Source organism: Alistipes sp. D31t1_170403_E11 (genome assembly GCF_015553985.1).
In the GTDB taxonomy this organism is placed as follows: Bacteria; Bacteroidota; Bacteroidia; order Bacteroidales; family Rikenellaceae; genus Alistipes; species Alistipes montrealensis.
The window spans coordinates 222,046-245,503 of the sequence record NZ_JADNHQ010000003.1; the positions used below are offsets into that span (position 1 = coordinate 222,046).

Here is a 23,458-nt window from a genome sequence, read left to right on the forward strand (position 1 = left end):
CAAAAAAGAATTATGCTATTGATACCGATGCCGGAATATAAATATATATATGACCTCCGTTTTCATGAGGAATCTCCAAGAGCATGGGACTATATGTAAAGAAAGTTGAAGCTAATCCTATCACGGCACTTGCAACTCCTAAAACACCTGCAACTGGCGCAACTCCGATGATTGCAAATCCTATCGCCATAGACCCCAATACCGTGGATGTTATCGTTAACATATCTGCTGTTGAAATATTCCCGTCAGAAACAGCAACAATAGTTTGATATGTTCCAATTGCACATCCGAGTCCAGATAATCCATAACCGAATTTTGTCAATGCCGAATCATCCACATTTTTCAAAAAATTAGTGCAAGATGTAAAAATTCCATACGTGTTAACACCTACCCCAAAACCATTTACAAAACCTGTAAAGGCGCTTGTCCGCTTTATTGTTTTACATTCAACATTCCCTTTTGATAAATCTTCCATCATCTTATCTACCCCTTTCTTCCCAATTGCACGCATATCCGTTGTGGGATTTGGGGGAGTTGTTTCACCGGGGTTACCTCCTCCACCTCCCCAATCTCCCGTGCCGGAATTTTGGCAGTCTCCGCTACAAAACATACTTCCACAAAAGGGACAATAATTTTCCTCTGGTTGACCAGGATCAGGAGTAGGATCTGGATCTACTATAACAGGTGGAATCCACACCGAATCTGGAACGCCATCTCCGTCATAATCGTAGAATATGTTGCCTTGCTCATCGTAATAAAAGCCATTGCCCAAATCCTCATAATCCTTATTTCCAAAATCCCAATCATCTTCACCGCCAGCCCGTGTTGTAACACATGCTTTATTCGCAAGATACGTATTTTTTAATATTAGTTTAACGCTTTCAAATTTTTCTTTATTGCATCCAGGTAAAAATACTCCATAAGTTTTCTTTCCCTGTTCATATTTATTAATTCGTACTAACATATTGGATTGAGGTAAGCTATAAATTGCTAATCCCGAAAATGCCCCTTTATTTGTACAATTTAAAAATTGGGATAAAATGTCTTTTTCGTTAGCATTTTTTGTATCAGGAATAAGAGTCAGAATATAACTCGAAATCATATCTGTTTTAATATCCTTTACCACGATTAACTTTTGATAAACATTCACATGCGTAGCTATTGCAGCGCAATCCCTATATGTCGCCCTAAAAGCAGCCAGTTTTCTATCTGACAAAATAGGAATATCATATGATATAATAGAATTATTCGCAGAATGAACACCATCAGACCACTGAGGTGTAAATTCCCCGGGAGATAACGGGCTTAAATTATCCTTTTGTCCTGTCCGTGTTTGGCTTTTTATAAATTGATTCTGAAATGCTGATCGCGCGTCTTCAATTGTAAATGATGCGGATTCTTGTGTTTGGAATTGCTCAATGCTCGGTTCGGAAGAACATCCTCCGAGCAAAAACGGCAATAGCAGGGCCAAATATAAATTTCTCATAACGATAAAGGTTTTAGGTTACCACCAAATCTGGATGTTGTTTTCATAGGTAAAAGGCCGCTCTTCGATGCCCTTGGTAAGGTTGCGAAGATACAGCAGCGCATTGTCCGGAACATGATCGTAGGTCAACGATTCGCAGTCGGCTGTCTGCCGGCCGAGACTGATCCACCGATTGTCCCAGTAAAAAAGTTCGTAGGTATCGCCCGGCGAAATATCGTTGTCGTCCGTTCGCGGACAGATACCGATGCTGCCGATCCGCCGGGAAACAGGAAATTTCAATCCGATCCACAGATCGTTGAATCCTCCCGTACAGGTAAAAAAGGTCAGCGGGTTTCCGTCGAAAATATGGATAAGTGTCGTTTCGGATGCAATGGCCGGAGCCGCAATAGTTGCGCCGGACAGACGCGTGCCGCCCTCATCGTAAAATACGAGTTCGCCGATCGAGAATCCGCCGCTACGTTTCCGGAGACGAACATACCGGTAACAGGATGCATCATCGACAGGAACTTTCTGCAAATAGCTCGATGGCGTAGACGTAACGGTATATAGCGTTTTTGCGTCCGAAAAATCGGGCCGATTCGCCCCTTCGACAACGCAGAGTTCCAGGCTCTCGGCGAATTTGACAATACGTTCCAGCCGCGGATACTTGCGGGACAAAACGACTCGTCTTTTCCGGGTCGTATCCGGAATCAGATAGCGGGGTTCACAGCCGGACGCAAGAACGAACGGGGCATTGACCGGATATTGGCCGAATTGATCGGCAACGACCGGCAGGTAAACAATTCCCTTTCCGAGACTCTCGCCTTTCTCTTCGCCACGTTGCCCGGCATGGAAATCCGTTCCGACATCCGCAAACCGATAAGTATTCCCCTTGCGCACTCCCCAAGCTACGATCCCCCAATTCCACCGATTGGGAACTGCAAGATATGCAAGCCGGGATTCCGCTTTATCGGATCGGATCGGAATATCCACATCCGTTGTGGGGGCTCCGTATTCAGCCGTTACATCGTACAAATCGAATTTATCGAAAACAGGCGGTATGAATTCCGATTCCCGAAATTCGTAGAGCGTGGTTTTCTGTAAGCCGTATGTTCTGCGATAAATCTTAGGGACCTTATTGGCCAACTTCAAACCATTCTGCAAGTCATTGCAGGTATTGAACCCGACAGAAGTGCCATCGGGCAGCAACAGGGCATTGAGCGAGTGACCGAGATTATGATTCCCCCAACGCGGAATGATGTCGAAAGCCACGGGCAGCCCTACCGAGCGCATAACCATTGCCGTGTACAGGCACTGATCGTCGCAGGTCCCGCGTTTCGTTTTCGTATAGAATTCATACGATTGCCGGCCGGAATCCCGAAATATGGAATAGATGCCGAATGGCAGTTGCTTTTCGATATTCCGGCAAAGTACTAACGGATCGGTCTCGGACAAGAAGTGTTTATGGTCGTTGTAAGCCGATCGGCGCCAGCCGTAGTCCAGCGGTTCAGTGCTGATACGATACGGCATTACATACTCTCTGAAAACAGCCTCCGAATACATATCCCGCCAAGGGCTGTTGTCCCAAATCCGGCTTGCCAACTGTAAATCCAGCCACAGGGAATCCGCCTTTATTCGGGTTGTATCGTATACCTGAAACCATGTTTCAGTTACCTCGTTGCCTCCGGACATCGTAGTATGCGAAAAATCCCGGGTTGAACTCTTCGCATTGGATCGTTCCAGAGAGTCGAGATATGCGCCGAAAACCGCACCCTTTCCGCCGTCCAGCATGGCATATTTTCCGGCCATATTCTCGATCAGATACAATGCCCGCTTTCGCAGCGATTTATCGTCCGATCGGGTGGCTTGTTCATAGAATGCAGCCAACTCCGGAGAACCGCTTCGGTCGACAGTTCGCTTCGCGTCATTGGTGCATCCCAATAGTCCTGCAAACAGGAATGGCCAAACGTATTTCAAACCATGCGCTGCCATAAATACGACTTTTACTTATTCGGATAGGCGTTTTTAATCCACATATCGGCACATTGCGTCGAGATTTTTTCCGAAAGGGCATTGTAGGTAATCCGGTCGACTGAATCGAGTTTCATGGCCTTGTCATCTCCCGTTGCCCCCGTTTTAACGACAGCAAGACGACCGATAGCGCGACTGTTCATCACATCTTTATAGATTTCATACTGCTGAGGGGTCATATCATGTGTATAACGAATGTAGTTATCGTGGTAACGGAAATGATATTCGTGCCATTGAGCATACTGCTCGGAAGTCAGCGAGGCTTTCATATCCGCCAACAGTTTCATGTGCGCCGTATGCTTTTCAGCCGTTATGGTTTTCGCATCTTTATCCGACCATTCGGCAGCCCGTGTCGCATAGGTGAAGTCCAGATAATTTTGTCCCACTACATACGACAGATTGTAGCTGAACTGCGGAAAATAGGTTCGCACGAAAGCGGCTTTATCCTCAAGATCAATATAGCGAATCAACTCCTCGCCTTTCATCTCTCCGACGAGAGCCTTCAATGCCTTGTTCCGTTTATCCAGCGTTTTGCGCTGCAATGCCTTTTTATCTTTTTCCGGAATCTTTTGCTGGGCAATCCCACGCAACTCTTTTTTACCGTCTTCGATAATCTGCAGCATTTGAGTCAGTGACATGTCCGACAGATTCAGGTTTTCACGATACCTTCGAATCTGATCGCTGTTGCGATTGTCTGCTGCCCACTTCGCATATTGATCGGGGCTAAAGAATGTCTTCACCTTGTTTTGAAACTGTTTGCAAAGGTCGATATGTCCTGCAATCCACTCTTTGCGGGGATGGGGCGTATCGAAAAAGACATGCGACTGCGCAGCTTTTTCGGCCAAAGCGGCATCGTACTGCGCCAACTGTTCGGATGTCAAATTGTATGCAGCCGTCAGATAAGCCCGACGATCGGGATTATAGATACCGTCGCGGTCGAAATAAGGCTGCGCCTGGATTGCCGTAGCTATACAAAGAAACAATCCGGCGAATATAGTTTTAATAAACAGATTTTTCATGGTTGCATTATTTTATGTTGAGTTCTGGGATGAGCACTTCTTTTATTATAACAGATTAAAATCTGCTTTGGGGCTTGCCAACAGGAATTAACTCAATTTGATCATTTCGAATATCCCTCCTGTCGATGCAATAGATTTCATTGTGCTGTAATATTTCCTGATATTTCGCTTTCGCTTGAGATGAAGTAAGCGTCGGACCGATAATATCCCAATCGATATATGTTACGGTCTTCAAAAAATTCTTGTGCTTTGTTGTTATCGGGACAATATCTTTCGATATGAATGTTAAGCAGAGATTATCTTGATCATAAAATAATGATATTACACGAGGTATGTTCCTCCATTCTGTTTGCGAGTCTGCTGGCGTTACTTTCGAATGCCAAACCCCACTTGGTTCTGTTTGATCAGCCTCATTGGTTGGAACATCCGTAGAGGTAAAAACTAAATATACGGGCACTTGTGCATGGGTCGTTGATGCGATGGCCACCAACGTGACGAAGATTAATAAGAGCTGTTTCATTTTAGTAAGTCATGTTTTTTTAAATAAACCTCTGTATTGTGTTGTTTATATTTAGGTAATTGGGTAAATTCATCCGAATTCATTGCTCCTCCACCCCATTTCCCATACTCGTAGAAGTCTTCGTCTTGTCCAGGAAAAGCATCAATTTCTCCACCCATGCGTGTCTGGACACAAGATGATTTTGCAAAACGGATCTGACTTAATATAATTTGCATTTGTTTTACCCGCTCTTCATATTGGTTAACCCCAAATGTTCGACGATACCTCCTTTGCTATATTTGCTAATATAAGACGGCTTATTTGAATATAATTGGTAATAGATCGCATATCCACTATAATTCTTCATATCATCGGATTCCGGAACGATTTCATCCATCCCGTTTTTGTGATTTGCATAATATGCGCGAACTGGAACAGCAGCATCAGATATTGAGATAAATGGCTTTTCAAACCGAATTTTTGCAAAACAACCAGTTTCACCGCAACATCTACTATATAAGGCTGTGCCGCACAATTCGTGTACTCTAATCCAGGATCGTTAATACATGAATAAAGGAGTAGGGGGATTACAAATGCAATCCAAAGTTGAAGTTTTTTCATAAGACGGTTAAATTTAGATGGTTGTGGATATTGACAATATAATAATAGATATCATTCAATACAATATATAGTAAAAAAATGTAAACGAATGAATGATATAATCCATATATAATCAACAACTAAGATAAAAGCAGTTGGTGGAATTTTGTAAATTTAAGAATATGATATTGTAATGGTTGTTTGCTAATAAAAGAATGGAGCCAGGCATAAAATAGTAGTATCCCGGAGATTTGGGATAATTCCTTATCACTATATGACGCGATCAGTGAGTTTTATTCTTATGAGGTGATACGTATTGAGTGTTAATGCAATAACCTGTGCTAATGACCTATTCAGGCTCGAGCAAAACAAGTCACGAATCGGCTCGTATAAACCTGCTCCCAAATGCGTCTTTCCGTAAGACCCAAAAAACGAAAAAAACCTTACATGTCATTGATACATAAGGTTTTTGCTCTTTATTGCCGCCTCTTTCTCAAGGCTTCCAGAGCGGAAAACGGGATTCGAACCCGCGACCCTCAGCTTGGGAAGCTGATGCTCTACCGACTGAGCTATTTCCGCATTACGGAGTACAAAGTTACTCCGTTTTTTTTATTTGTCAAGTTTTCGGCCCCCGAAAATAGCGCTTAATCCACGATTTTTTTCAGCGATGCGAGGTTTTCGGGATTTTTCAGGTTGCGTCCGTCGGCTGAGTAGAGATAGTCGATCCGGCTGCGGAAATGCTCTTCGACCTTCCCGCGGACGACTTTCATCGTGCTGTTCACCAACCCGTTCTGCTCCGTGAAGGCCTCGTCTACAATAGCCAGCCCTACGGGCAGCCACCGCTCGGGGAACTCTCCGGCGTAAGGACCTCCGGCCCGGTAACGGTCGATCTCACCCCCGATGATCTCCGCTGCAACGGCGGCGCGCTCCGCTTCGGGCGTTTTGCGGGCTTCCAGTTCGCGGCGCAGCGCCTCGCGGTTGGGAACCACGATCGCCCCCGTAAACGGACTTTGGTTGTTGTGGATGATGATCTGGTCGATATACGGCGATTTGTCCACAATCGCCTCTTCCATCCCCTCGGGGCTGTATTTCTCGCCGTCCGATGCGATCAGCAGGCTTTTGAAGCGTCCCAATACATACAGGAAATCGTCCTCCGTGACATAGCCCATGTCGCCCGTGTGCAGCCATCCGTCGCGCACGGTGTCGGCCGTAGCTTCGGGATTTTTCCAATATCCGGCCATGACGTTCTCGCCGCGGATCACGATTTCGCCCTTCTGTCCGCGGGGAACTTCATTCCCCTCTTCGTCGAGAATCTTCAGATCGAGCGGAATGAGTATCTTGCCCGATGAACCGAATTTGTGTCCGTGATATTTGCCCGAATTGGCCGAGATCACGGGCGTCGCTTCCGAGAGTCCGTAGCCCTGATACATCGGGATGCCGATGGCATAGTAGAAACGCTGTAACTCCGTGTCGAGCAGCGCCCCTCCGCCGACGAAGAACTGCAAGCTGCCGCCGAACGCTTTCCGCACCTTTCGGAACAGGATGGCATCGAACAGCGCAACGGCGGGTTTGAGCACGATGCGCCAGCCGCGCCCTTTGCTGTATCCGTCCCGGTTGTAGATATATGCCGTGCGGAGCGCCAGGTTGAACAGTCCTTCGGTGAACTTGCCTTTGGCGCGTATCGAACTTTCGATGCCTTTGCGGAAATTCTTGGCCAGCGCCGGAACCGACAGCAGGAAGTGCGGCTGCACCTCGCGGATGTTCTGCGGAATATTCTTGAGCGTCTCCATCGGCGTCGAGCCGATCTGAACCGTTGCCACCGATGCGCCGCAGGCGATCACGATGTAGAATCCTGCGACATGCGCGAAGCAATGGTCCAGCGGCAGGATGATCAGCGTGCGGTAATGGGACGGGATGTCGATGCGCGACAGCGACTGCTCGACATTGGCCGTGTAGTTGCGGTGCGTCAGCACGACGCCCTTCGGGTCGGCCGTCGTTCCCGACGTATAGGTGATCGAGGCGTAGTCGTCGTTCTGGATGGCCTGCCCGATCTTCATGAATTCCTCCTTGTTCTTGGCGAGATAATCGCGCCCCATGCGTTTCAGCGTCCCGTAGGCCGTCTCACCCGACTCCAGCGGAATGTGCCCGAGAACGATCACATGTTCCAACTGCGGCAGTTCGGCGCGGATGCGGCGAATTTTCGGCAGTTGGTGTTTAGATACGAAAATGGCCTTGACCTCGGCGTGCCGCAGCCGGAACAGCAGGTCGTTCGACTCTTCGAGTTTCACCGACAGGGGTACGCTGATGGCTCCGGCGTAGAACAATCCCAGTTCCGAGATGATCCATGCGTTGCTGCCTTCGGCCAGGATCGCCACTTTGTCTGCGGGGCGGATGCCCATCGAGGCAAGTCCCGCTCCGACTTCCAACGCCTGTTCCCGGGTTTCAGCGTAAGTCGTGGGTTCGAATTTGCGGTGTCGCTTTTCCAGCAGGAATGTTTTGGCCCCGTATTTCCATACGGAGGCTTCGAAGAGGTCGATGATGGTCTTTTTCATGGCTCTAATCCATTTTCAGCACGGCGAGGAATGCCGACTGGGGTACTTCGACGTTACCGATCTGGCGCATGCGCTTCTTGCCTTTCTTCTGTTTTTCGAGCAGTTTGCGCTTACGCGAAATGTCGCCGCCGTAGCACTTCGCCGTCACGTCCTTGCGTACGGCTTTCACCGTTTCGCGGGCGATGATTTTGGCGCCGATGGCGGCCTGTATGGCGATGTCGAACTGCTGGCGCGGGATCAGCTCCTTGAGCTTCTCGCACATCTTGCGTCCGAAATCATAGGCGTGGTCCGTGTAGGTGAGCGACGAAAGCGCGTCCACCGGTTCGCTGTTGAGCAGAATATCCAGCTTGACCAGTTTCGAAGGCTGGAATCCCGTGCGGTGGTAGTCGAACGAGGCGTAACCTTTCGAAATGCTTTTGAGTTTGTCGTAAAAGTCGAAGACGATCTCCGAGAGGGGCATGTCGAAATTGACCTCCACGCGGTCCTGTGTGAGGAATGTCTGGTTTTTCATCACCCCGCGCTTGTCGATGCACAACTTGATGACGTTGCCCAGGAATTCCGCTTTGGTAATGATCTGCGCCTGAATATAAGGTTCTTCGATTTTGTCGATCTTCGTCACTTCCGGAAGCCCCGAGGGGTTGTGCACTTCGACGATGTCGCCCAGGGTCGTGGTGATGCGGTACGATACGTTGGGAACGGTCGTGATAACGTCCATGTCGAATTCGCGGTACAACCGCTCCTGGATGATCTCCATGTGCAGCAGTCCGAGGAATCCGCAGCGGAATCCGAAGCCCAGCGCCAGTGAACTCTCCGGCTCGAACGTGAGCGAAGCATCGTTGAGCTGCAACTTTTCGAGCGAGGCGCGCAGGTCTTCATATTGGTCGGCCTCGACGGGGTAAACACCCGCGAAGACCATCGGCTTGACATCCTCGAAACCTGCGATGGCCTCCTTGGCGGGATTGGTCACCGAGGTGATCGTGTCACCGACCTTCACGTCCGCCGAGGTCTTGATCCCCGAACAGATATACCCCACGTCCCCGGCCTTGATCTGCTGCCGGGGCTGCATCTTGAGTTTCAGCACGCCCACCTCGTCGGCGTCGTATTCGCTGCCCGAGTTGAAGAATTTCACGTGGTCGCCTTTGCGCATCGTGCCGTTGAATACCCGGTAATAGGCGATAATGCCGCGGAAGGGATTGAATACTGAGTCGAAAATCAACGCCTGCAACGGTGCGTTCTCGTCGCCCTTGGGAGCGGGAATCCGGTGCACGATAGCCTCCAGCACCTCTTCGACACCCAGTCCTGTCTTGCCCGAGGCGAGCAGGATGTCTTCGTCTTTGCAGCCTATGAGGTCGATCACCTGGTCCTTCACTTCGTCGATCATCGCCGAATCCATGTCGATCTTGTTCAGCACGGGGATGATCTCCAGGTCGTGCCCCACGGCGAGGTAGAGGTTCGAAATCGTCTGCGCCTGAATGCCCTGCGTCGCGTCGACCACCAGCAGCGCCCCCTCGCACGAAGCGATTGCGCGCGACACCTCGTACGAGAAGTCTACGTGCCCCGGGGTATCGATCAGGTTGAGCGTGTACTGCTGCCCGTCGCGGGCCGTGTATTCCATCTGGATAGCATGGCTCTTGATCGTAATTCCTTTCTCGCGTTCGAGGTCCATGTCGTCGAGCACCTGCGACTGCATTTCGCGCTGGTTGAGCGTGTTGGTCTTTTCCAACAGGCGGTCGGCGAGCGTCGACTTACCATGGTCGATGTGGGCTATGATGCAGAAATTTCGGATATTTTTCATATGTAAAAATGTGTGCGAAGGCAGTCCCGGCCCTCTCCCGGAACGGCCTTTGTTCGGGCTGTTCCGGAGAGCCGCCTGCCTGGCGGCTGTTTATTTGGTCGCAAATATACGAATTATTTTGAATTTACGGAAGTTCGTTTCGCGGGTGTTTTTATCCGGTTTTATCGGTCTCCCATCCATTTAAGTAGGATTCGATTTGCTGAATTGAACCGAAACACTTATATTTGCGACTTCAATCAAGCAGTTAGGTATACATGTTAAGCAGACAAATCGCATCCAAGCTCCGGGGCTATGAAACCCCGTTCTACCTCTATGACATGGCGCTGCTGCGCCAGACCCTCGAAAGCGTCGTCTACGAGTCGAAAAAATACGGCTATAAAGTCCACTACGCCATCAAGGCCAACTACGACGACCACCTGCTCGCAGTCATCCGCGAATACGGGCTGGGTATCGACTGCGCCTCGGGCAACGAACTGCGCAAAGCCATCGAGTCGGGCTTCGATCCCAAGGGTATCGTCTATGCGGGTGTGGGCAAACGCGATAAGGAGCTGAAGTATGCCATCGAGCAGAATATCCTGGCCATCAACTGCGAGTCGATCCAGGAACTGGAACTCGTCGACGCCCTTTCGGCCGAGGCCGGCAAGGTGACCGACATCGCGCTGCGCATCAACCCCGACATCGACCCCAAGACCAACCACTGTATCGACACGGGCCAGGCCGACAGTAAGTTCGGCATCTCCTACGAAGAGGTTCTCGAACACGCCAAGGAGATCAAGTCGCTCAAGAACGTCAACATCATCGGCATTCACCTGCACATCGGTTCGCAGATCCGCGAACTGCACGTCTTCGAAAACATGTGCAACAAGGTGAACGTCATCGTCGAAAACCTCGAGAAACTGGGCTGCAAGTTCCGGTTCGTCGACGTGGGCGGCGGTTTGGGCGTCAACTACGACGTTCCCGAGAACGAGCCGATTCCCAATTTTGCTTCGTTGTTCTCGATCGTCCACAACCACCTTCGCATCGGCGACCGCGAGGTGCACTTCGAGTTCGGCCGTTCGATCGTCGCCGAATGCGGCGAACTGATCACGACGGTGCTCTTCAACAAGACCACCGCCACGGGCCGCAAACTGGTGATCGTCGACGCTTCGATGACCGAGCTGGTCCGTCCGGCCATGTACGGCTCCTACCACAACATCGAGAATATCACGGCCAAGGACGACGAAGTGCGCGATAAATATACGGTGGTCGGTACGGCCTGCGAATCGACGGACGTGTTCGACGAAAACGTCACCCTGCGCAAGACGCACCGCGGCGACCTGCTGACGATCAAATCCGCCGGAGCCTACGGCATGTCGATGGCTTCGCGCTATAATTTACACGACCTTCCCGGCGCCGTTTACAGCGACGAGATCAAATAGATGAAGGCGGCTCCGGCCGCCTTTCCTTTCGTATGTGGCTCACCCTCGCATTCACTTCCGCAGCGCTGCTCGGCTTCTACGATGCGGCCAAGAAAAAGGCCCTCACCGGGAACGCCGTGCTGCCCGTACTGCTGCTCAACACCTTTTTTTCAGCGCTTTTCCTGCTGCCGATGATCATTTCGGCAGAATGCGGCTTCGGATGGTTCGACGGTACGGTGCTGGCTGCTTCGCCCGGTACGCTTTCCGCCCACGGACTGGTGCTGCTCAAATCCTCCATCGTCCTCACCTCGTGGATTTTCGGCTATTTCGCCATGAAGCACCTGCCCATCACCATCGTCGGCCCGATCAACGCCACGCGCCCCGTTATGGTGCTCATCGGTGCGCTCCTGATCTTCGGCGAGCGGCTCAACGCCTACCAGTGGACCGGCGTCGCCCTTGCACTCGTGTCGCTCTTCCTGCTGAGTCGTTCGGGTCGGCGCGAAGGTGTCGATTTCCGTCACAACATCTGGATAATTTTCATTGCGGTGGCGGCTGTTGCGGCTGTCGCGAGCGGCTTGTACGATAAATTTATCATGTCGCGCCTCGATCCGGTCTTCGTGCAGGGATGGTGCAACCTCTATCTGTTCGGCCTGATGTCGGTGGTCATCGGCATTCTCTGGTGGCCGCGCCGCCGCACGACCACTCCGTTCCATTGGAATTGGGCTATTCCGCTGATTTCGGTCTTTCTGGTACTGGCCGATTTCGCCTACTTTTACGCCCTGCACCAGCCCGATGCGATGATTTCCATCGTGTCGATGGTTCGCCGCAGTTCGGTTGTGGTATCGTTCCTCTGCGGCGCCGTACTGTTCCGCGAGCGCAACCTGTGTTCCAAAGCCGTCGACCTGGCCTTTATCCTGGTCGGCATGGTCTTCCTCTGGCTGGGATCACGGTAGAGTTTCAGCGTTAACTTTGAGTTTCTGCGGTTTGTCTTAATTTGAATACAATGAAAAAAATCATTTCCCTGGCGGCCTTCCTCTGGCTGCTTACCAGTTGTAAAACCGATCCGGCGGACTCCCTGACATCGCTGTTTCCGAAAACGGAAACCCCGACGCCTGCATCCCTGTGTATCGGTCCGGACGCTATTCAGGAACCGGTTCTGCTGCTCAGTGCGGACAGCGTGCTGATCTGCACGAATCACAGGACCCCGAAAGCGATACGGGTTTACAACCTGAACGACGGGCGCTGGAACGATCTGGTTTCTTTGGGCCGGGCCGGGAACGAACTCTTGAATGTAGCGTCGATCTGGCTTTCCGGGAATGCGCTGCACGTATACGACGCCAATTCCGGTAAAATACTGCGCATTCCGTCGGATGAGTTGTTTCTTCCGAATCCTTCCATAACTGCCGTTCCTTTCCAGCGGGGCTATTTCGGGCTGGCGGCATGCGCCCGAGCTGATCGTTATGCGGGAATGGCTGTCTTGGGCGGAGAGCCGTCGGATGCTCCGTTCAGCCTGCTCGGCGGAGACGGCGGTAAAATCAGCGGTTTCGGGGCTTACCGCGATTCCGACTCCGGGACTGGCCGCAACGAATTGCAGCTCGCCTACCAGGGAGTTCTCAATATGAACGGCGACGGGACGCGGATCGCCTACGCTTCTTTTTTCGGTTCCGTCTTTCAGTTTTTCGACAGTTCCGATCCCCGGAATATCCGCCTTACCCGGGAGTACCGCTTCGCCGAACCCTCCTATCTGCCGGTGTCCGATCCGGGGCAGCAGAGCTATTTCGTCCGCTGGGAAAAAGATTGCCGGAAAGGAGCGCTTGCAACGGCTTTCGATAAAGACGGTTTTTTCGTTTTGTGCGAAGAGGGAAAACTGGTCTCCGACAAAGATTGGCGGATGTCGACGGTCTATTTTTTCGACTGGGACGGAAATCCCCGGAAGAAATTGGATCTCGGCCGTAGGGTCCAGGCCATAGCCTGCAATGAAACCCGCAGCCAGCTGATCGCCCTGGCGGTCGACGAGCAGGAGCAATACACATTCGTAGCATACGATTTGTAGGTTTCCGGGGGCCGGGTCTAAAACAAAATACCCTGCGAATTATGCGGTCCGCAGGGTATTTTAAATGAGTTGTTATGGCGACAGAAAAGAAAATAAAGTATTTTGAAAATCGGGATGCCTGGCGAAAGTGGCTGACCGACAACTTTGACACTGCCGATGAAATTTGGTTTGTATTTCCCGGTAAGTCGTCAGGCGAAAAAAGCGTTTTATACAACGATGCGGTTGAAGAAGCCCTTTGTTTCGATTGGATTGACAGCACGATTAAATCGCTCGACCGGGAACATAAAATTCAGCGCTTCACTCCCAGAAACCCCAAAAGCACCTATTCGCAAGCCAACAAGGAAAGACTTGAATGGCTGTCGGCGAATGGGATGATACATCCTGAATTTAAGGATAAAATACAGACTGTTTTGTCGGAACCTTTTGTCTTCCCGAATGATATAATCGACAAGTTGAAAGAAGAAGAAACCGTCTGGGAAAACTATCGGCGTTTTTCCGAATCATATAAGCGTATTCGGATTGCATACATTGAAGCGGCGCGAACGCGGCCCGAAGAATTTAAGAAGCGGTTAAACCACTTCATCGGCAAGACGAGGGAAAATAAGCAAATAAAAGGATTCGGAGGAATTGAAAAATACTATTAAAACAGAAAAGACGAACCCGCAAAGGTTCGTCTTTTCTATCTGAATTTTCGCTTTAAATAAGCTGTTCTAACTGGTTGACCGTCTTGCGAATCTCTTCGTCGCTGGGCGAAAAGTCCTTCAGCGCTCCGGCCAGATACTGCTCATAAGCGTAAAGATCGATCACGCCGTTGCCCGAGAGGTTGAACAGGATGGTTTTCGACACGCCTTCCTCCTTGGCTTTCAGTGCCTCGCGGATCGTTGCGGCAATGGCGTGCGTCGATTCCGGGGCCGGAATGATACCTTCGGTCTGGGCGAACAATACGCCTGCGGCGAGGGTTTCGACCTGCGGCAGCGACTGTGCCTCGATCAGCCCGTCCTTGAGCAGTTGGCTGACGATCGAACCCGCCCCGTGGTAACGGAGACCTCCGGCGTGAATGTCCGACGGCTGGAAGTCGTGGCCCAGCGTATACATCGGAATCAGGGGCGTGAAGCCGGCTACGTCGCCGAAGTCGTATTGGAATTCTCCGCGCGTGAGCTTCGGGCATCCCGCCGGCTCCACGGCGATTACGCGGATTTTCTTCCCCTCCGTAAGGTTCTTCTGCAGGAACGGGAATCCGATCCCCGCGAAGTTACTGCCGCCGCCGAAACAGCCGATCACCATGTCCGGTTCTGCGTCGGCCATCTCCATCTGCTTCACGGCCTCCTGTCCGATCACGGTTTGGTGCAGTGCGACGTGGTTCAGCACGCTGCCCAGGCAGTAACGCGTATCTTCGGGACGGCGCAGCGCCATTTCCACGGCCTCCGAGATCGCCAGTCCGAGGCTTCCCGAGCAGTGCGGGTCGCGCGCCAGGGCCGCACGTCCCGATTCGGTCAGCGTCGAAGGCGACGCCACGCACTCCGCACCCCAGGTGTTCATCATCAGACGGCGGTAGGGCTTCTGATCGTAGCTGACCTTGACCATGAAAACCTGCAGGTCGATGCCGAAATGCTTCGCCGCAAAGGCGATCGAGGCGCCCCACTGCCCTGCGCCTGTCTCGGTCGTCAGGTGCTTGATGCCCTGCTTGTAGTTGTAGTAAGCCTGCGGCACGGCGGTGTTGGGCTTGTGCGAGCCTGCGGGCGACACGCTTTCGTTCTTGAAATAGATTTTCGCCGGCGTCCCGAGGGCTTTTTCCAGCCCCGTTGCGCGTACGAGCGGCGTCGGACGCCATATTTTATAGATTTCCTGCACCTCTTCGGGTATGTCGATATAACGTTCGGTCGACATCTCCTGGTCGATCAGTTCCTCGGCGAAGATGGCCGACATCTGCTCTTTCGTGACGGGCTGCTTCGTTCCGGGATGCAGCGGCGGCAGCGGTTTGGTGGGCATGTCGGCCACGATGTTGTACCATTGCGTGGGCATTTGATTTTCGGAGAGGCAGAATTTCTTGGTTTCCATTGTCGTTATTTGTATTTGAATTTAAAGTGCTAAAGAAAAAGCCCGCTGTTTACTTTCTCGTAAACAACGGGCTTGTGTATTTTCAGGTTTTCACTATACACGCGCGGTTCCGCACTCATTGTTCACGAGAGTCTCGGGGCGCCACCACCATGCCTGTATGTTGAAATTGTAATTCATGTTTCGTTTTGCTCGTGCAAATATATGCCCTCGGAAGCGAAAAAACAAATTTTCAGCCGAAAATATTCAAACTCTGATGTGTCATTATTCTTGTTTGGATAAATAATTAGTTATATTTGAGGTACTATAATAAACAGCGCGATCGCATAATGGAGATTGTATCGTATCAGATATGAAGATGATCATTAACAAAAAGTGATTAAGTATGAAAAGATTGATATTTTTTTCTGCCATGTGCCTCGCTTTCTTGCGATGTTCAAATGAAACTGGACTGACCGGAACTCATCTAATCTATAAAGAATATCTCATAGATTCCTATCTGAGCGTTGATCGGATAAGCATATCTCTAATAAATGAGATAACCTTTGTAATCGATGGTATTGGCCCTATTTACAGCATAATATCGGATGATGCTGCAAATGTTGCACGATTCAAAGAACTGGCCGCTGAAAAGAATGATAATTTCAAACAGGATGCAGCCGTTGACGATTGCTATTCAATCGGTGATTATGAATGCTTTGCCGAGAATTTCAAAGAGATTCATATCTCCAGTAATATAGCCTGGGACGACAAGCATTCTGCCGGAGATTCTTTAAATGACCTATGTTATTTTATGGCCTATTCATACGCTTCGGCCCTGAAAGAGGAGCATTCATACGGGGCCTTGTCTTGGGTTAAAAAACGGGTGAATGAATTGACCGCCGCTGATTTGGAATTATTGAGTACCAAATCGGTAAAGTTGGCTTTCTTCGACGAAGGATTGCCGATAACGAAGCCTCAGACGATTACGGTTTCGGTGACAATGGAAACCGGGCGGGTTTTGACAGCAAGCTATAAAATAACTGGAAAGTAAAATCCGTTTCTTTCCTTCACGAATCGACGTTAAGCCCTCGGAGCAGTAGCCCCGAGGCTTTTTTCTTTTGCTCGTGCGAGTTATATGAGGTGTTTTTCCACGTTTTGCGGAAAAATACTTATCTTTGCTTGATTTTAGAAAATAATTTATCCTACCATGAATATTTCGTATAACTGGCTCAAACGTTATATCGACACCGATCTTCCGGCCGAAAAGGTCGCTGAAATCCTCACGGACATCGGCCTCGAAGTCGAAGGTTTCGAGAAGATCGAAACCGTGAAAGGAGGCCTTGCGGGCGTTGTCGTCGGTGAGGTCCTGACCTCGGCGGACCATCCCGATTCGGACCATCTCCACATCACTACGGTCGATGTCGGGGCCGTCGAGCCGTTGCAGATCGTCTGCGGCGCGCCCAACTGCCGGGCGGGGCTCAAGGTGTTATGCGCTACGGTCGGTGCGGTGCTCTACCCCGACGGCGGCGACGAGGAGTTCAAAATCAAACGCTCGAAAATCCGCGGCGTGGAGTCGCTGGGCATGCTCTGCGCCGAGGACGAACTGGGCATCGGAGCTTCGCACGACGGCATCATGGAACTTCCGGCGGATGCCCCCGTGGGCATGACAGCCAAGGAATACCTACATATCGAGGACGACTACCTGATCGAGATCGGCCTGACGCCCAACCGTGTCGACGCCGCTTCGCATATCGGCGTGGCGCGCGATCTGGCCGCCTACCTGAAGAGCCGCGGCGAGAATGTCGCAATGAAGCTGCCCGACGTGTCGGCTTTCGCTCCCGACGACCACAGCCTGGAGGTAAAGATTCGCGTCGAGAATCCCGAAGCCGCTCCCCGCTATGTCGGTGTGACGGTTAAGGGCTGCAAGATCGCCCCTTCGCCCGAATGGATGCAGAACTGCCTGCGCGCCGCGGGCATCAATCCCAAGAACAACCTCGTCGACATCACCAATTTCGTGCTGTTCGAGCTGGGCCAGCCCCTGCACGCCTTCGACGCCGACAAGATCGAGGGCCGCGAAGTCGTGGTCCGCACCTGCGCCGAGGGTACGCCTTTCGTGACGCTGGACGGCGTGGAGCGCAAGCTGACCGACAAGGACCTGATGATCTGTTCCGCGGAGCGTCCGATGTGCATCGCCGGTGTTTTCGGCGGTTTGGATTCGGGCATCAGCGACACCACGACCGACGTATTTATCGAGAGCGCCTATTTCAATCCCGTCTGGGTCCGCAAGACGGCCAAACGCTTCGGCTTGAATACCGATTCGTCGTTCCGCTTCGAACGCGGTATCGACCCCAACATGCAGGTCTACGCCGCCAAGCGCGCCGCCCTGCTGATGAAGGAGCTGGCCGGCGGTACGATCGCGAGCGACATTACCGACATCTACCCTGCACCGATCGGAGATTTCGTCTTCGACCTCTCGCTGGCGCGTGTCGACGCCTTGATCGGCAAGCAGATTCCCGAAACCGTCGTCCGTACGATCATCGCGGCGCTGGAGGTGAAAATCCTTGCCGAGAAGGACGGCGTGCTGACCGTCTCCGTGCCTCCCTACCGTGTGGACGTGCAGCGCGAAGCCGACCTCATCGAAGACATCCTCCGCATCTATGGCTACAACAATGTCGAGATACCCGTGCAGGTCCGTTCGACGCTCTCCTATGCACCCAAACCCGACCGCAATAAGCTGATGAACCTCGCCGCCGATTTCCTGACGGCCAACGGGTTTACGGAGATCATGTCCAATTCGCTGACGAAGGCGGCCTATTACGAGGGCCTGCAATCCTACCCTGCGGAGCATTGCGTGCGCATCCTCAATCCGCTGAGCGCCGATTTGAACGTGATGCGTCAGACCTTGCTGTTCAACATGCTGGAGGCCGTCGAACTCAACGCCAACCGCCGCAACGGCGACCTCTGCCTTTACGAGTTCGGCAACTGCTATTTCTACGACGAATCGAAGCGTACGGAGGAGAACCGCCTCGCGGCCTACTCCGAGCAATACCGCCTTGCCATCGCCGTTACGGGTGTTTCCACGCCCCAGTCGTGGAACGCCAAGCCGGAAAAAGCGTCGTTCTTCACCCTGCGCGCCGTTGCCGAAAAGCTGCTGCGCCGTTTCGGCATCGACATCTATTCGCTGAAAACCGAAACCCTGCAAACCGACCTCTTCAGCGAGGGCCTCACGCTGTCGCTTAACGGCAAGGAGTTGTTGCAGATCGGTTCTGTCGCTGCGAAAATCCGTCGCCAGGCCGATGTCAAGCAGGATGTGTACTACCTGGAGATGAACTTCGACACCCTCGTAAAATCCACGAAGAAAAACCGGATCGTCGCCGAGGAACTCTCGAAGTTCCCCGAGGTGAAACGCGACCTGGCCCTGCTGGTGGATAAGCAGGTGACTTTCTCGGCGCTGCGCGACGTGGCTTTCGTTGCCGAGCGGAAACTGTTGAAGAGCGTTTCGCTGTTCGACGTTTACGAAGGCGACAAACTCCCCGAAGGCAAGAAATCCTATGCCCTGAGTTTTATCCTGGAGGACAAGACCCGCACGTTGGACGACAAGACCATCGAGCGTGTGATGTCGAACCTCACCCGGCAGTTCGAGGAGCGCTGCGGCGCTCAGGTCCGGGCTTAACGAAGTTTTGGCAACCGAACAGCCGCCCGACCCTGCAAAGAGTCGGGCGGCTGTTATTTGAATACGACAATGAAACGATTATCGGAAATATTCGTCTGGACGACGCTGCTCTTTGCGGCGGGCGCCGTATTGTTCTTTTCGAAAACGGCGGCGCTTCCGTACAAAGTCGCCTACCCCGTCCTGCTGCTGGGGCTGTCTACGCTCCTGCTCCGCCGCAGGGAGCTGTACCCGATCGGGGTTGCGTTTCTGCTGTCGGCCGCCGGCGACGTGATGGGTGCAAAACACCTGTTCATTGCGCAGATGGCCTTTTTCGCACTGGCCCACGTCGCCTATATCTGGTGGTTCCTGCCCCGGGCGCAGCGTGCTCCCCGCGTCCTGTCGCTGGCCATCATCGTTCCGCTGCTGCTGTTTCTGTTTATCGGCGTTGTTCCCAACGCTCCGTTTCCGGCCGAATTTATCGGTGTAGCCGTCTACGGGCTGGTTATCGCCGGCATGCTCTATTCGGTGCTGCAATACGAAGGCGTTTACAGCGTCGGTTTCCGCTGTGCGGCCCTGCTGTTCGTCTTTTCCGATTCGGTGATCGCCTGGAACCGTTTCATCGGGCCTGTTCCGGCCCGGACCTATGTCATCATGGTCACCTATTACCTGGCGCAGTACCTGTTTTTCTGCTTTGCTCTCAAATCCCTGGAGCGCGGCGCCGCGTCCCGGCTTTGAGTTTATAACACCGGTTTTACCTGCGGCGGCTGGATCGTCACGTAAGGCGTCCCGTTGTCGTCGCATGTCGAGACGATCCGCACGGCCTTCACCGGGCGTCCGGGCCGAAGCGTGATGCTGCCCATTTCCAACTCTCCGGCCTGTTCGAACTTTACGCCGTCGTACGATACCTCGGCGTAACCTGTCGTCACGATCGTCTTCGGCAACTGGCGATTACCCGTCTGGAGATACATTTCCCGGCACTTTACCGGCTCGTCGAACGTGTAAAGTATCCAGTCCTTCTGGCGGCACGCGCGGCGTGTGCGTGAAAGGCCCTTGTAGGTCGCGGCATTCGTATAGGGGAATTTCTCGCTTTCGCCCATCGAGGTCGTGATCGTAACGGCCGGCGCAAGGGTCCGCCAATAAGATTTGTCGGTCACATAGGGGCTGCGGGCGGTCTTGTAACGCGAGTAAAAGCGGTAGAGATGCGGTTTGTCGGTCCGTAGCGGGCGCGTCAGGCGCAGCTCCCCGGGCTCGTCGTCCCGTGTGTAGAAGACCTTCGAACCGTCGTCCGCCGAGGCGGTGAATACCCCGTCCTTGTAGTTGAGCTTCGGCGGGAACAGCCTGAAGCGGATGTCCATGGCCGCCATGCGGGGGTAATGCCGTTCTTTCAGTTCCTTGTAATAAGCGTCCCATCCTTCGGCGTTGCCGCTCCATGCGATTCGCGACAAGGCGCAGACGCGCGGGAAAAGCATGTAATCGAGGTAGTCGGGCTTTTCCGGTTCGTGCGAAATGTAAGCTTCGCTGAAGAAAGCCCCCTGCAATCCCTCGACGTTGCGCATCTGCTCCGGGGTGAATGCGCTGAAATCGAATCCGTAGACCTTTTTGGCGTCGAAGATCGCCGCCCAGTCGTGTCCGTCTTCGCGCGGCGACTGGCGCATGTCGAAATAGAAATACTGGCCCGGCATCACGACGGTCCGGTAACCCTTCGTCGTAGCATCCTGGCAGGCTTTGACGCTCTCCCAGCCGTGTACGCGGCACTCCTTGGTGAAGGCCCCCGTGCGTACCGCTTCGTTCCAGACGGCGGGCTGCTTGCCGTGCGAACGGAGGATCGAGGCCATGCGCTCCATGAAGAGGTCCTCCAACTGGTGGGTATCCGTCATGCCGCGCCGCTTCATCAGCGCCCGGCAGTCGGGGCACTGCTCCCATTGCGACATGTCGACCTCGTCGCCGCCCACGTGAATGTATTCCGACGGGAAGAGTTCGCAGAGTTCGCCCAGGATGTCACCCAGCAGTTTGTAGTTTTCCTCGCGGGCCACACACCACGCCGAGCGATAGTCGTAACCGTTGGTCGACACCGTATCGGGCGGATAGTTGCAGCGGATTTCGGGATGCACCGAGGCGATGTTGCGGCTGTGCCCCGGCAGGTCGATTTCGGGGATGATTTCGATGTTGCGCTCGGCGGCGTAGCGGATCAGGTCACGCATCTCGCTCTGCTTGAAATAGCCTCCGTATTTCTCCGACCACTTGCCGTATACGGGCCGTACGGGCGAATCGCCGCCGCGAAAGCCGCCGATCTCGGTCAGCTCGGGATGCGACTTGATCTCGATACGCCACCCTTCGTCGTCCGAAAGGTGTAGGTGTAATTTGTTGATATTGTGATAAGAAAACAGGTCTATATAACGCTTTACTTCCGGTACTCCGATCCACGTGCGCGCCACGTCGAGCATCATCCCTCGGTAGGCGAACCGCGGAGCGTCCTCCGTCACGCCGCAGGGAATCTCTGCGGGCAGCGGGCACTTGCGGGCGTATACCTCGGGCGGAAGCATGCGGAAGAGGGCCTGGATGCCGTTGAAAACGCCCCCGTAAGTTCCTCCGGCGATTTCGATGTGGTCTGTCCCTACCGTCAGCCGGTAGGCTTCCCCGCCGAGCGTCGTGTCGGTCGACAAAACGATCGCCCTGTCGGCCGACATGCGTTCCCCGGTCGTTTCCACGTCGATGTAACTGCGCAGGTAATTGGCCAGCGGGGCCAGCCCCGATTCGTAGCTGAGGGCCGTTTGCGGTGTGATGGCGTAGACGCCGGGTCGGGACGTATGCCGCCCGGCGGCGGGTTGCGCCGTAGCGGAAAACAACCCGTATAGGGTCGCCGTAAAGGAAATCAGAAGTCGTAGTTTCATGCGACGGAAAGATTTTATTGAAAACAAAATTACTATTTTTCGCCGAATATGCTAACTTTGCGGGGGTAAAACCTCGGTATATCTGAAAAATAGAATCGTAAATGGAAGACAAACGTTTGGAGGCTACGGCCCGTCTTTTGGAGGTGATGAATACCCTGCGACGCGAATGTCCCTGGGACCGCGAACAGACTTTCGACTCGCTGCGGAGCAATACCATCGAAGAGACCTACGAACTGGCCGATGCCATCACCGACCACAATATGGAGGGCATCAAGGAGGAGTTGGGCGACCTGCTTCTGCACGTGGTGTTCTATTCGAAACTGGGTGAGGAGCAGGGCGCTTTCGACTTCGGCGAAGTCGCCGATGCGCTGTGCGACAAACTGATTTACCGTCATCCGCACGTCTACGGCGATATTCACGCCAATACGCCCGACGAGGTCAAGGAGAACTGGGAAGCGCTGAAACTCCGCAAGAAGAACCGCAAAACCGGCACGCTGGGCGGTGTTCCGCGGTCGCTTCCGGCGATGGTCAAGGCCTACCGTGTGGGCGAGAAGGCCGCAGGTGCGGGTTTCGACTGGGAGAAAAAGGAGGATGTCTGGAAGAAGGTCCGCGAAGAGTTGGGCGAGGTCGAGGCCGAAATGAAGTCGGGCCGCAAAACCGATCTCGAAGGCGAGTTCGGCGACCTGTTTTTTGCGCTGATCAACGCCTGCCGCCTCTACGGCGTAGACCCCGAATCGGCCTTGGAACGCACGAACAAGAAGTTCATCCGTCGCTTTAATTACATGGAGCAGCAGGCTGCCGCAAAGGGAAATACGCTCCATGAAATGCCGCTCGACGCAATGGAGGAACTGTGGCAGGAAGCCAAGGGGAATGAAAAATGAAAAATTAAGAATTAAAATTTATTATGGCGCTTATACGAAAAGTCCGCGGGCATGAGCCCGTTATCGGAGAAAACACGTTCCTGGCCGAAACGGCCGTTATCCTGGGCGATGTGACCATCGGCCGCGACTGCTCGATCTGGTACAACGCCGTGCTGCGCGGCGACGTGAACCGGATCGTCATCGGCGACCGTACGAATATCCAGGACGGCGTGGTGCTCCACACGATCTACGACAAGGCGAAGCACCCTTCGCAGACGATTATCGGCAGCGACGTTTCGGTGGGCCACAACGCCATCATCCACGGCGCCGTCATCGAAGACAACTGCCTGATCGGCATGGGTGCTACCCTTCTGGACAACGCCCACATCCCTTCGGGCTGCATCATCGCGGCCAATGCGCTGGTGCTTTCGAATGCCCGGTTGGAGCCCAATTCGGTCTACGCGGGCGTTCCGGCCAAGAAGGTCAAGGAGGTGACCGAAGAGCAGCGCGAAGAGATTATCCGCCGCACGGCCCACGACTATATGCTCTACGCCTCCTGGTATAAGGAGGAAGAGTAGCCTCGCCGGCGCTGACGCACGACGGCTGT

The 23,458-nt window shown here is 53.0% G+C and carries 19 protein-coding genes and 1 tRNA gene; 9 read left to right on the plus strand and 11 right to left on the minus strand.

Annotated features, from left to right (window positions below; genetic code table 11):
* Positions 1-10 precede the first annotated feature (10 nt).
* From I2E69_RS07365 to lepA, 9 genes are all read right to left on the minus strand, one after another.
* Positions 11-1,486: a hypothetical protein gene (locus I2E69_RS07365; RefSeq protein ID WP_195460410.1), complete on the minus strand. Its 1,476-nt coding sequence runs from the start codon at positions 1,484-1,486 to the stop codon at positions 11-13.
* A gap of 18 nt (positions 1,487-1,504) precedes the next feature.
* Positions 1,505-3,457, minus strand: coding sequence for a hypothetical protein (locus tag I2E69_RS07370; protein WP_195460412.1), 1,953 nt, complete (start codon positions 3,455-3,457; stop codon positions 1,505-1,507).
* Between the two features lie 11 nt (positions 3,458-3,468).
* Positions 3,469-4,515: a hypothetical protein gene (locus I2E69_RS07375; protein WP_195460413.1), complete on the minus strand. Its 1,047-nt coding sequence runs from the start codon at positions 4,513-4,515 to the stop codon at positions 3,469-3,471.
* Between the two features lie 55 nt (positions 4,516-4,570).
* Positions 4,571-5,035 (minus strand): hypothetical protein, encoded by a 465-nt coding sequence (locus tag I2E69_RS07380; protein ID WP_195460415.1) that lies wholly within the window; start codon positions 5,033-5,035, stop codon positions 4,571-4,573.
* Entirely contained in the window at positions 5,032-5,250 is a 219-nt protein-coding gene (locus tag I2E69_RS07385) for a hypothetical protein (RefSeq protein ID WP_195460417.1), read from the minus strand. Before I2E69_RS07385 ends, I2E69_RS07380 begins: the two co-directional genes overlap by 4 nt.
* A 127-nt stretch (positions 5,251-5,377) precedes the next feature.
* The gene (locus tag I2E69_RS07390) at positions 5,378-5,635 is read right to left on the minus strand and encodes a hypothetical protein (RefSeq protein ID WP_195460419.1); all 258 of its coding nucleotides are present in this window, start codon (positions 5,633-5,635) and stop codon (positions 5,378-5,380) included.
* Positions 5,636-6,120: 485 nt separating this feature from the next.
* A tRNA-Gly gene (locus I2E69_RS07395) sits at positions 6,121-6,193 on the minus strand.
* Between the two features lie 65 nt (positions 6,194-6,258).
* Positions 6,259-8,166, minus strand: a complete 1,908-nt coding sequence (locus I2E69_RS07400) for an AMP-dependent synthetase/ligase (protein WP_195460421.1) — start codon at positions 8,164-8,166, stop codon at positions 6,259-6,261.
* 4 nt (positions 8,167-8,170) lie between these two features.
* Complete coding sequence (lepA, locus tag I2E69_RS07405; protein ID WP_195460423.1) at positions 8,171-9,961, minus strand: translation elongation factor 4; 1,791 nt, start codon at positions 9,959-9,961, stop codon at positions 8,171-8,173.
* Between the two features lie 254 nt (positions 9,962-10,215).
* On the opposite strand from lepA, the gene lysA reads away from it, so the two are divergent.
* The 4 genes from lysA (at position 10,216) to I2E69_RS07425 (ending at position 14,055) form a co-directional block, all read left to right on the plus strand.
* Complete coding sequence (gene lysA / locus I2E69_RS07410) at positions 10,216-11,379, plus strand: diaminopimelate decarboxylase (protein WP_195460425.1); 1,164 nt, start codon at positions 10,216-10,218, stop codon at positions 11,377-11,379.
* Between the two features lie 32 nt (positions 11,380-11,411).
* Entirely contained in the window at positions 11,412-12,311 is a 900-nt protein-coding gene (locus I2E69_RS07415; protein WP_195460426.1) for a DMT family transporter, read from the plus strand.
* A gap of 50 nt (positions 12,312-12,361) precedes the next feature.
* The gene (locus I2E69_RS07420; RefSeq protein ID WP_195460427.1) at positions 12,362-13,411 is read left to right on the plus strand and encodes a hypothetical protein; all 1,050 of its coding nucleotides are present in this window, start codon (positions 12,362-12,364) and stop codon (positions 13,409-13,411) included.
* Between the two features lie 74 nt (positions 13,412-13,485).
* Positions 13,486-14,055, plus strand: coding sequence for a YdeI/OmpD-associated family protein (locus I2E69_RS07425; RefSeq protein ID WP_195460428.1), 570 nt, complete (start codon positions 13,486-13,488; stop codon positions 14,053-14,055).
* A gap of 52 nt (positions 14,056-14,107) precedes the next feature.
* Here the strand turns inward: I2E69_RS07425 and I2E69_RS07430 are convergent, their stop codons facing one another.
* Positions 14,108-15,469: a TrpB-like pyridoxal phosphate-dependent enzyme gene (locus I2E69_RS07430; protein WP_195460429.1), complete on the minus strand. Its 1,362-nt coding sequence runs from the start codon at positions 15,467-15,469 to the stop codon at positions 14,108-14,110.
* A 382-nt stretch (positions 15,470-15,851) separates the two neighbouring features.
* On the opposite strand from I2E69_RS07430, the gene I2E69_RS07435 reads away from it, so the two are divergent.
* The 3 genes from I2E69_RS07435 (at position 15,852) to I2E69_RS07445 (ending at position 19,835) form a co-directional block, all read left to right on the plus strand.
* Entirely contained in the window at positions 15,852-16,499 is a 648-nt protein-coding gene (locus I2E69_RS07435; protein ID WP_195460430.1) for a hypothetical protein, read from the plus strand.
* Positions 16,500-16,655: 156 nt separating this feature from the next.
* The gene (gene pheT / locus I2E69_RS07440; RefSeq protein WP_195460431.1) at positions 16,656-19,121 is read left to right on the plus strand and encodes a phenylalanine--tRNA ligase subunit beta; all 2,466 of its coding nucleotides are present in this window, start codon (positions 16,656-16,658) and stop codon (positions 19,119-19,121) included.
* A gap of 69 nt (positions 19,122-19,190) precedes the next feature.
* Positions 19,191-19,835: a lysoplasmalogenase gene (locus I2E69_RS07445; protein ID WP_195460432.1), complete on the plus strand. Its 645-nt coding sequence runs from the start codon at positions 19,191-19,193 to the stop codon at positions 19,833-19,835.
* A gap of 2 nt (positions 19,836-19,837) precedes the next feature.
* Here I2E69_RS07445 and I2E69_RS07450 read toward each other — a convergent pair whose 3' ends face one another.
* Complete coding sequence (locus I2E69_RS07450) at positions 19,838-21,991, minus strand: beta-N-acetylhexosaminidase (RefSeq protein WP_195460434.1); 2,154 nt, start codon at positions 21,989-21,991, stop codon at positions 19,838-19,840.
* Positions 21,992-22,092: 101 nt separating this feature from the next.
* Here I2E69_RS07450 and mazG point away from each other — a divergent pair, with 101 nt between their 5' ends.
* Together mazG and I2E69_RS07460 are read left to right on the plus strand one after the other, a co-directional pair.
* On the plus strand, positions 22,093-22,872 hold the full coding sequence (mazG, locus tag I2E69_RS07455; protein WP_195460435.1) for a nucleoside triphosphate pyrophosphohydrolase: 780 nt from the start codon (positions 22,093-22,095) through the stop codon (positions 22,870-22,872).
* 23 nt (positions 22,873-22,895) lie between these two features.
* Positions 22,896-23,429 carry a gamma carbonic anhydrase family protein gene (locus I2E69_RS07460; RefSeq protein ID WP_195460437.1) on the plus strand — a complete coding sequence of 178 codons (534 nt, stop codon included), beginning with the start codon at positions 22,896-22,898 and terminating at the stop codon, positions 23,427-23,429.
* Positions 23,430-23,458: the final 29 nt, after the last annotated feature.

What these genes read in the sequence shown, in the direction of transcription:
- I2E69_RS07415 (WP_195460426.1), top strand. Translation starts at nt 11,412, where the DNA reads ATGTGGCTCACCCTCGCATTCACTTCCGCAGCGCTGCTCGGCTTCTAC.
- I2E69_RS07450 (WP_195460434.1), bottom strand. Translation starts at nt 21,991, where the DNA reads ATGAAACTACGACTTCTGATTTCCTTTACGGCGACCCTATACGGGTTG.
- lysA (WP_195460425.1), top strand. Translation starts at nt 10,216, where the DNA reads ATGTTAAGCAGACAAATCGCATCCAAGCTCCGGGGCTATGAAACCCCG.
- lepA (WP_195460423.1), bottom strand. Translation starts at nt 9,961, where the DNA reads ATGAAAAATATCCGAAATTTCTGCATCATAGCCCACATCGACCATGGT.
- I2E69_RS07385 (WP_195460417.1), bottom strand. Translation starts at nt 5,250, where the DNA reads ATGCAAATTATATTAAGTCAGATCCGTTTTGCAAAATCATCTTGTGTC.
- I2E69_RS07400 (WP_195460421.1), bottom strand. Translation starts at nt 8,166, where the DNA reads ATGAAAAAGACCATCATCGACCTCTTCGAAGCCTCCGTATGGAAATAC.
- pheT (WP_195460431.1), top strand. Translation starts at nt 16,656, where the DNA reads ATGAATATTTCGTATAACTGGCTCAAACGTTATATCGACACCGATCTT.
- I2E69_RS07390 (WP_195460419.1), bottom strand. Translation starts at nt 5,635, where the DNA reads ATGAAAAAACTTCAACTTTGGATTGCATTTGTAATCCCCCTACTCCTT.
- I2E69_RS07435 (WP_195460430.1), top strand. Translation starts at nt 15,852, where the DNA reads ATGAAAAGATTGATATTTTTTTCTGCCATGTGCCTCGCTTTCTTGCGA.
- I2E69_RS07425 (WP_195460428.1), top strand. Translation starts at nt 13,486, where the DNA reads ATGGCGACAGAAAAGAAAATAAAGTATTTTGAAAATCGGGATGCCTGG.
- I2E69_RS07460 (WP_195460437.1), top strand. Translation starts at nt 22,896, where the DNA reads ATGGCGCTTATACGAAAAGTCCGCGGGCATGAGCCCGTTATCGGAGAA.
- I2E69_RS07445 (WP_195460432.1), top strand. Translation starts at nt 19,191, where the DNA reads ATGAAACGATTATCGGAAATATTCGTCTGGACGACGCTGCTCTTTGCG.
- I2E69_RS07420 (WP_195460427.1), top strand. Translation starts at nt 12,362, where the DNA reads ATGAAAAAAATCATTTCCCTGGCGGCCTTCCTCTGGCTGCTTACCAGT.
- I2E69_RS07365 (WP_195460410.1), bottom strand. Translation starts at nt 1,486, where the DNA reads ATGAGAAATTTATATTTGGCCCTGCTATTGCCGTTTTTGCTCGGAGGA.
- mazG (WP_195460435.1), top strand. Translation starts at nt 22,093, where the DNA reads ATGGAAGACAAACGTTTGGAGGCTACGGCCCGTCTTTTGGAGGTGATG.
- I2E69_RS07380 (WP_195460415.1), bottom strand. Translation starts at nt 5,035, where the DNA reads ATGAAACAGCTCTTATTAATCTTCGTCACGTTGGTGGCCATCGCATCA.
- I2E69_RS07375 (WP_195460413.1), bottom strand. Translation starts at nt 4,515, where the DNA reads ATGAAAAATCTGTTTATTAAAACTATATTCGCCGGATTGTTTCTTTGT.
- I2E69_RS07370 (WP_195460412.1), bottom strand. Translation starts at nt 3,457, where the DNA reads ATGGCAGCGCATGGTTTGAAATACGTTTGGCCATTCCTGTTTGCAGGA.
- I2E69_RS07430 (WP_195460429.1), bottom strand. Translation starts at nt 15,469, where the DNA reads ATGGAAACCAAGAAATTCTGCCTCTCCGAAAATCAAATGCCCACGCAA.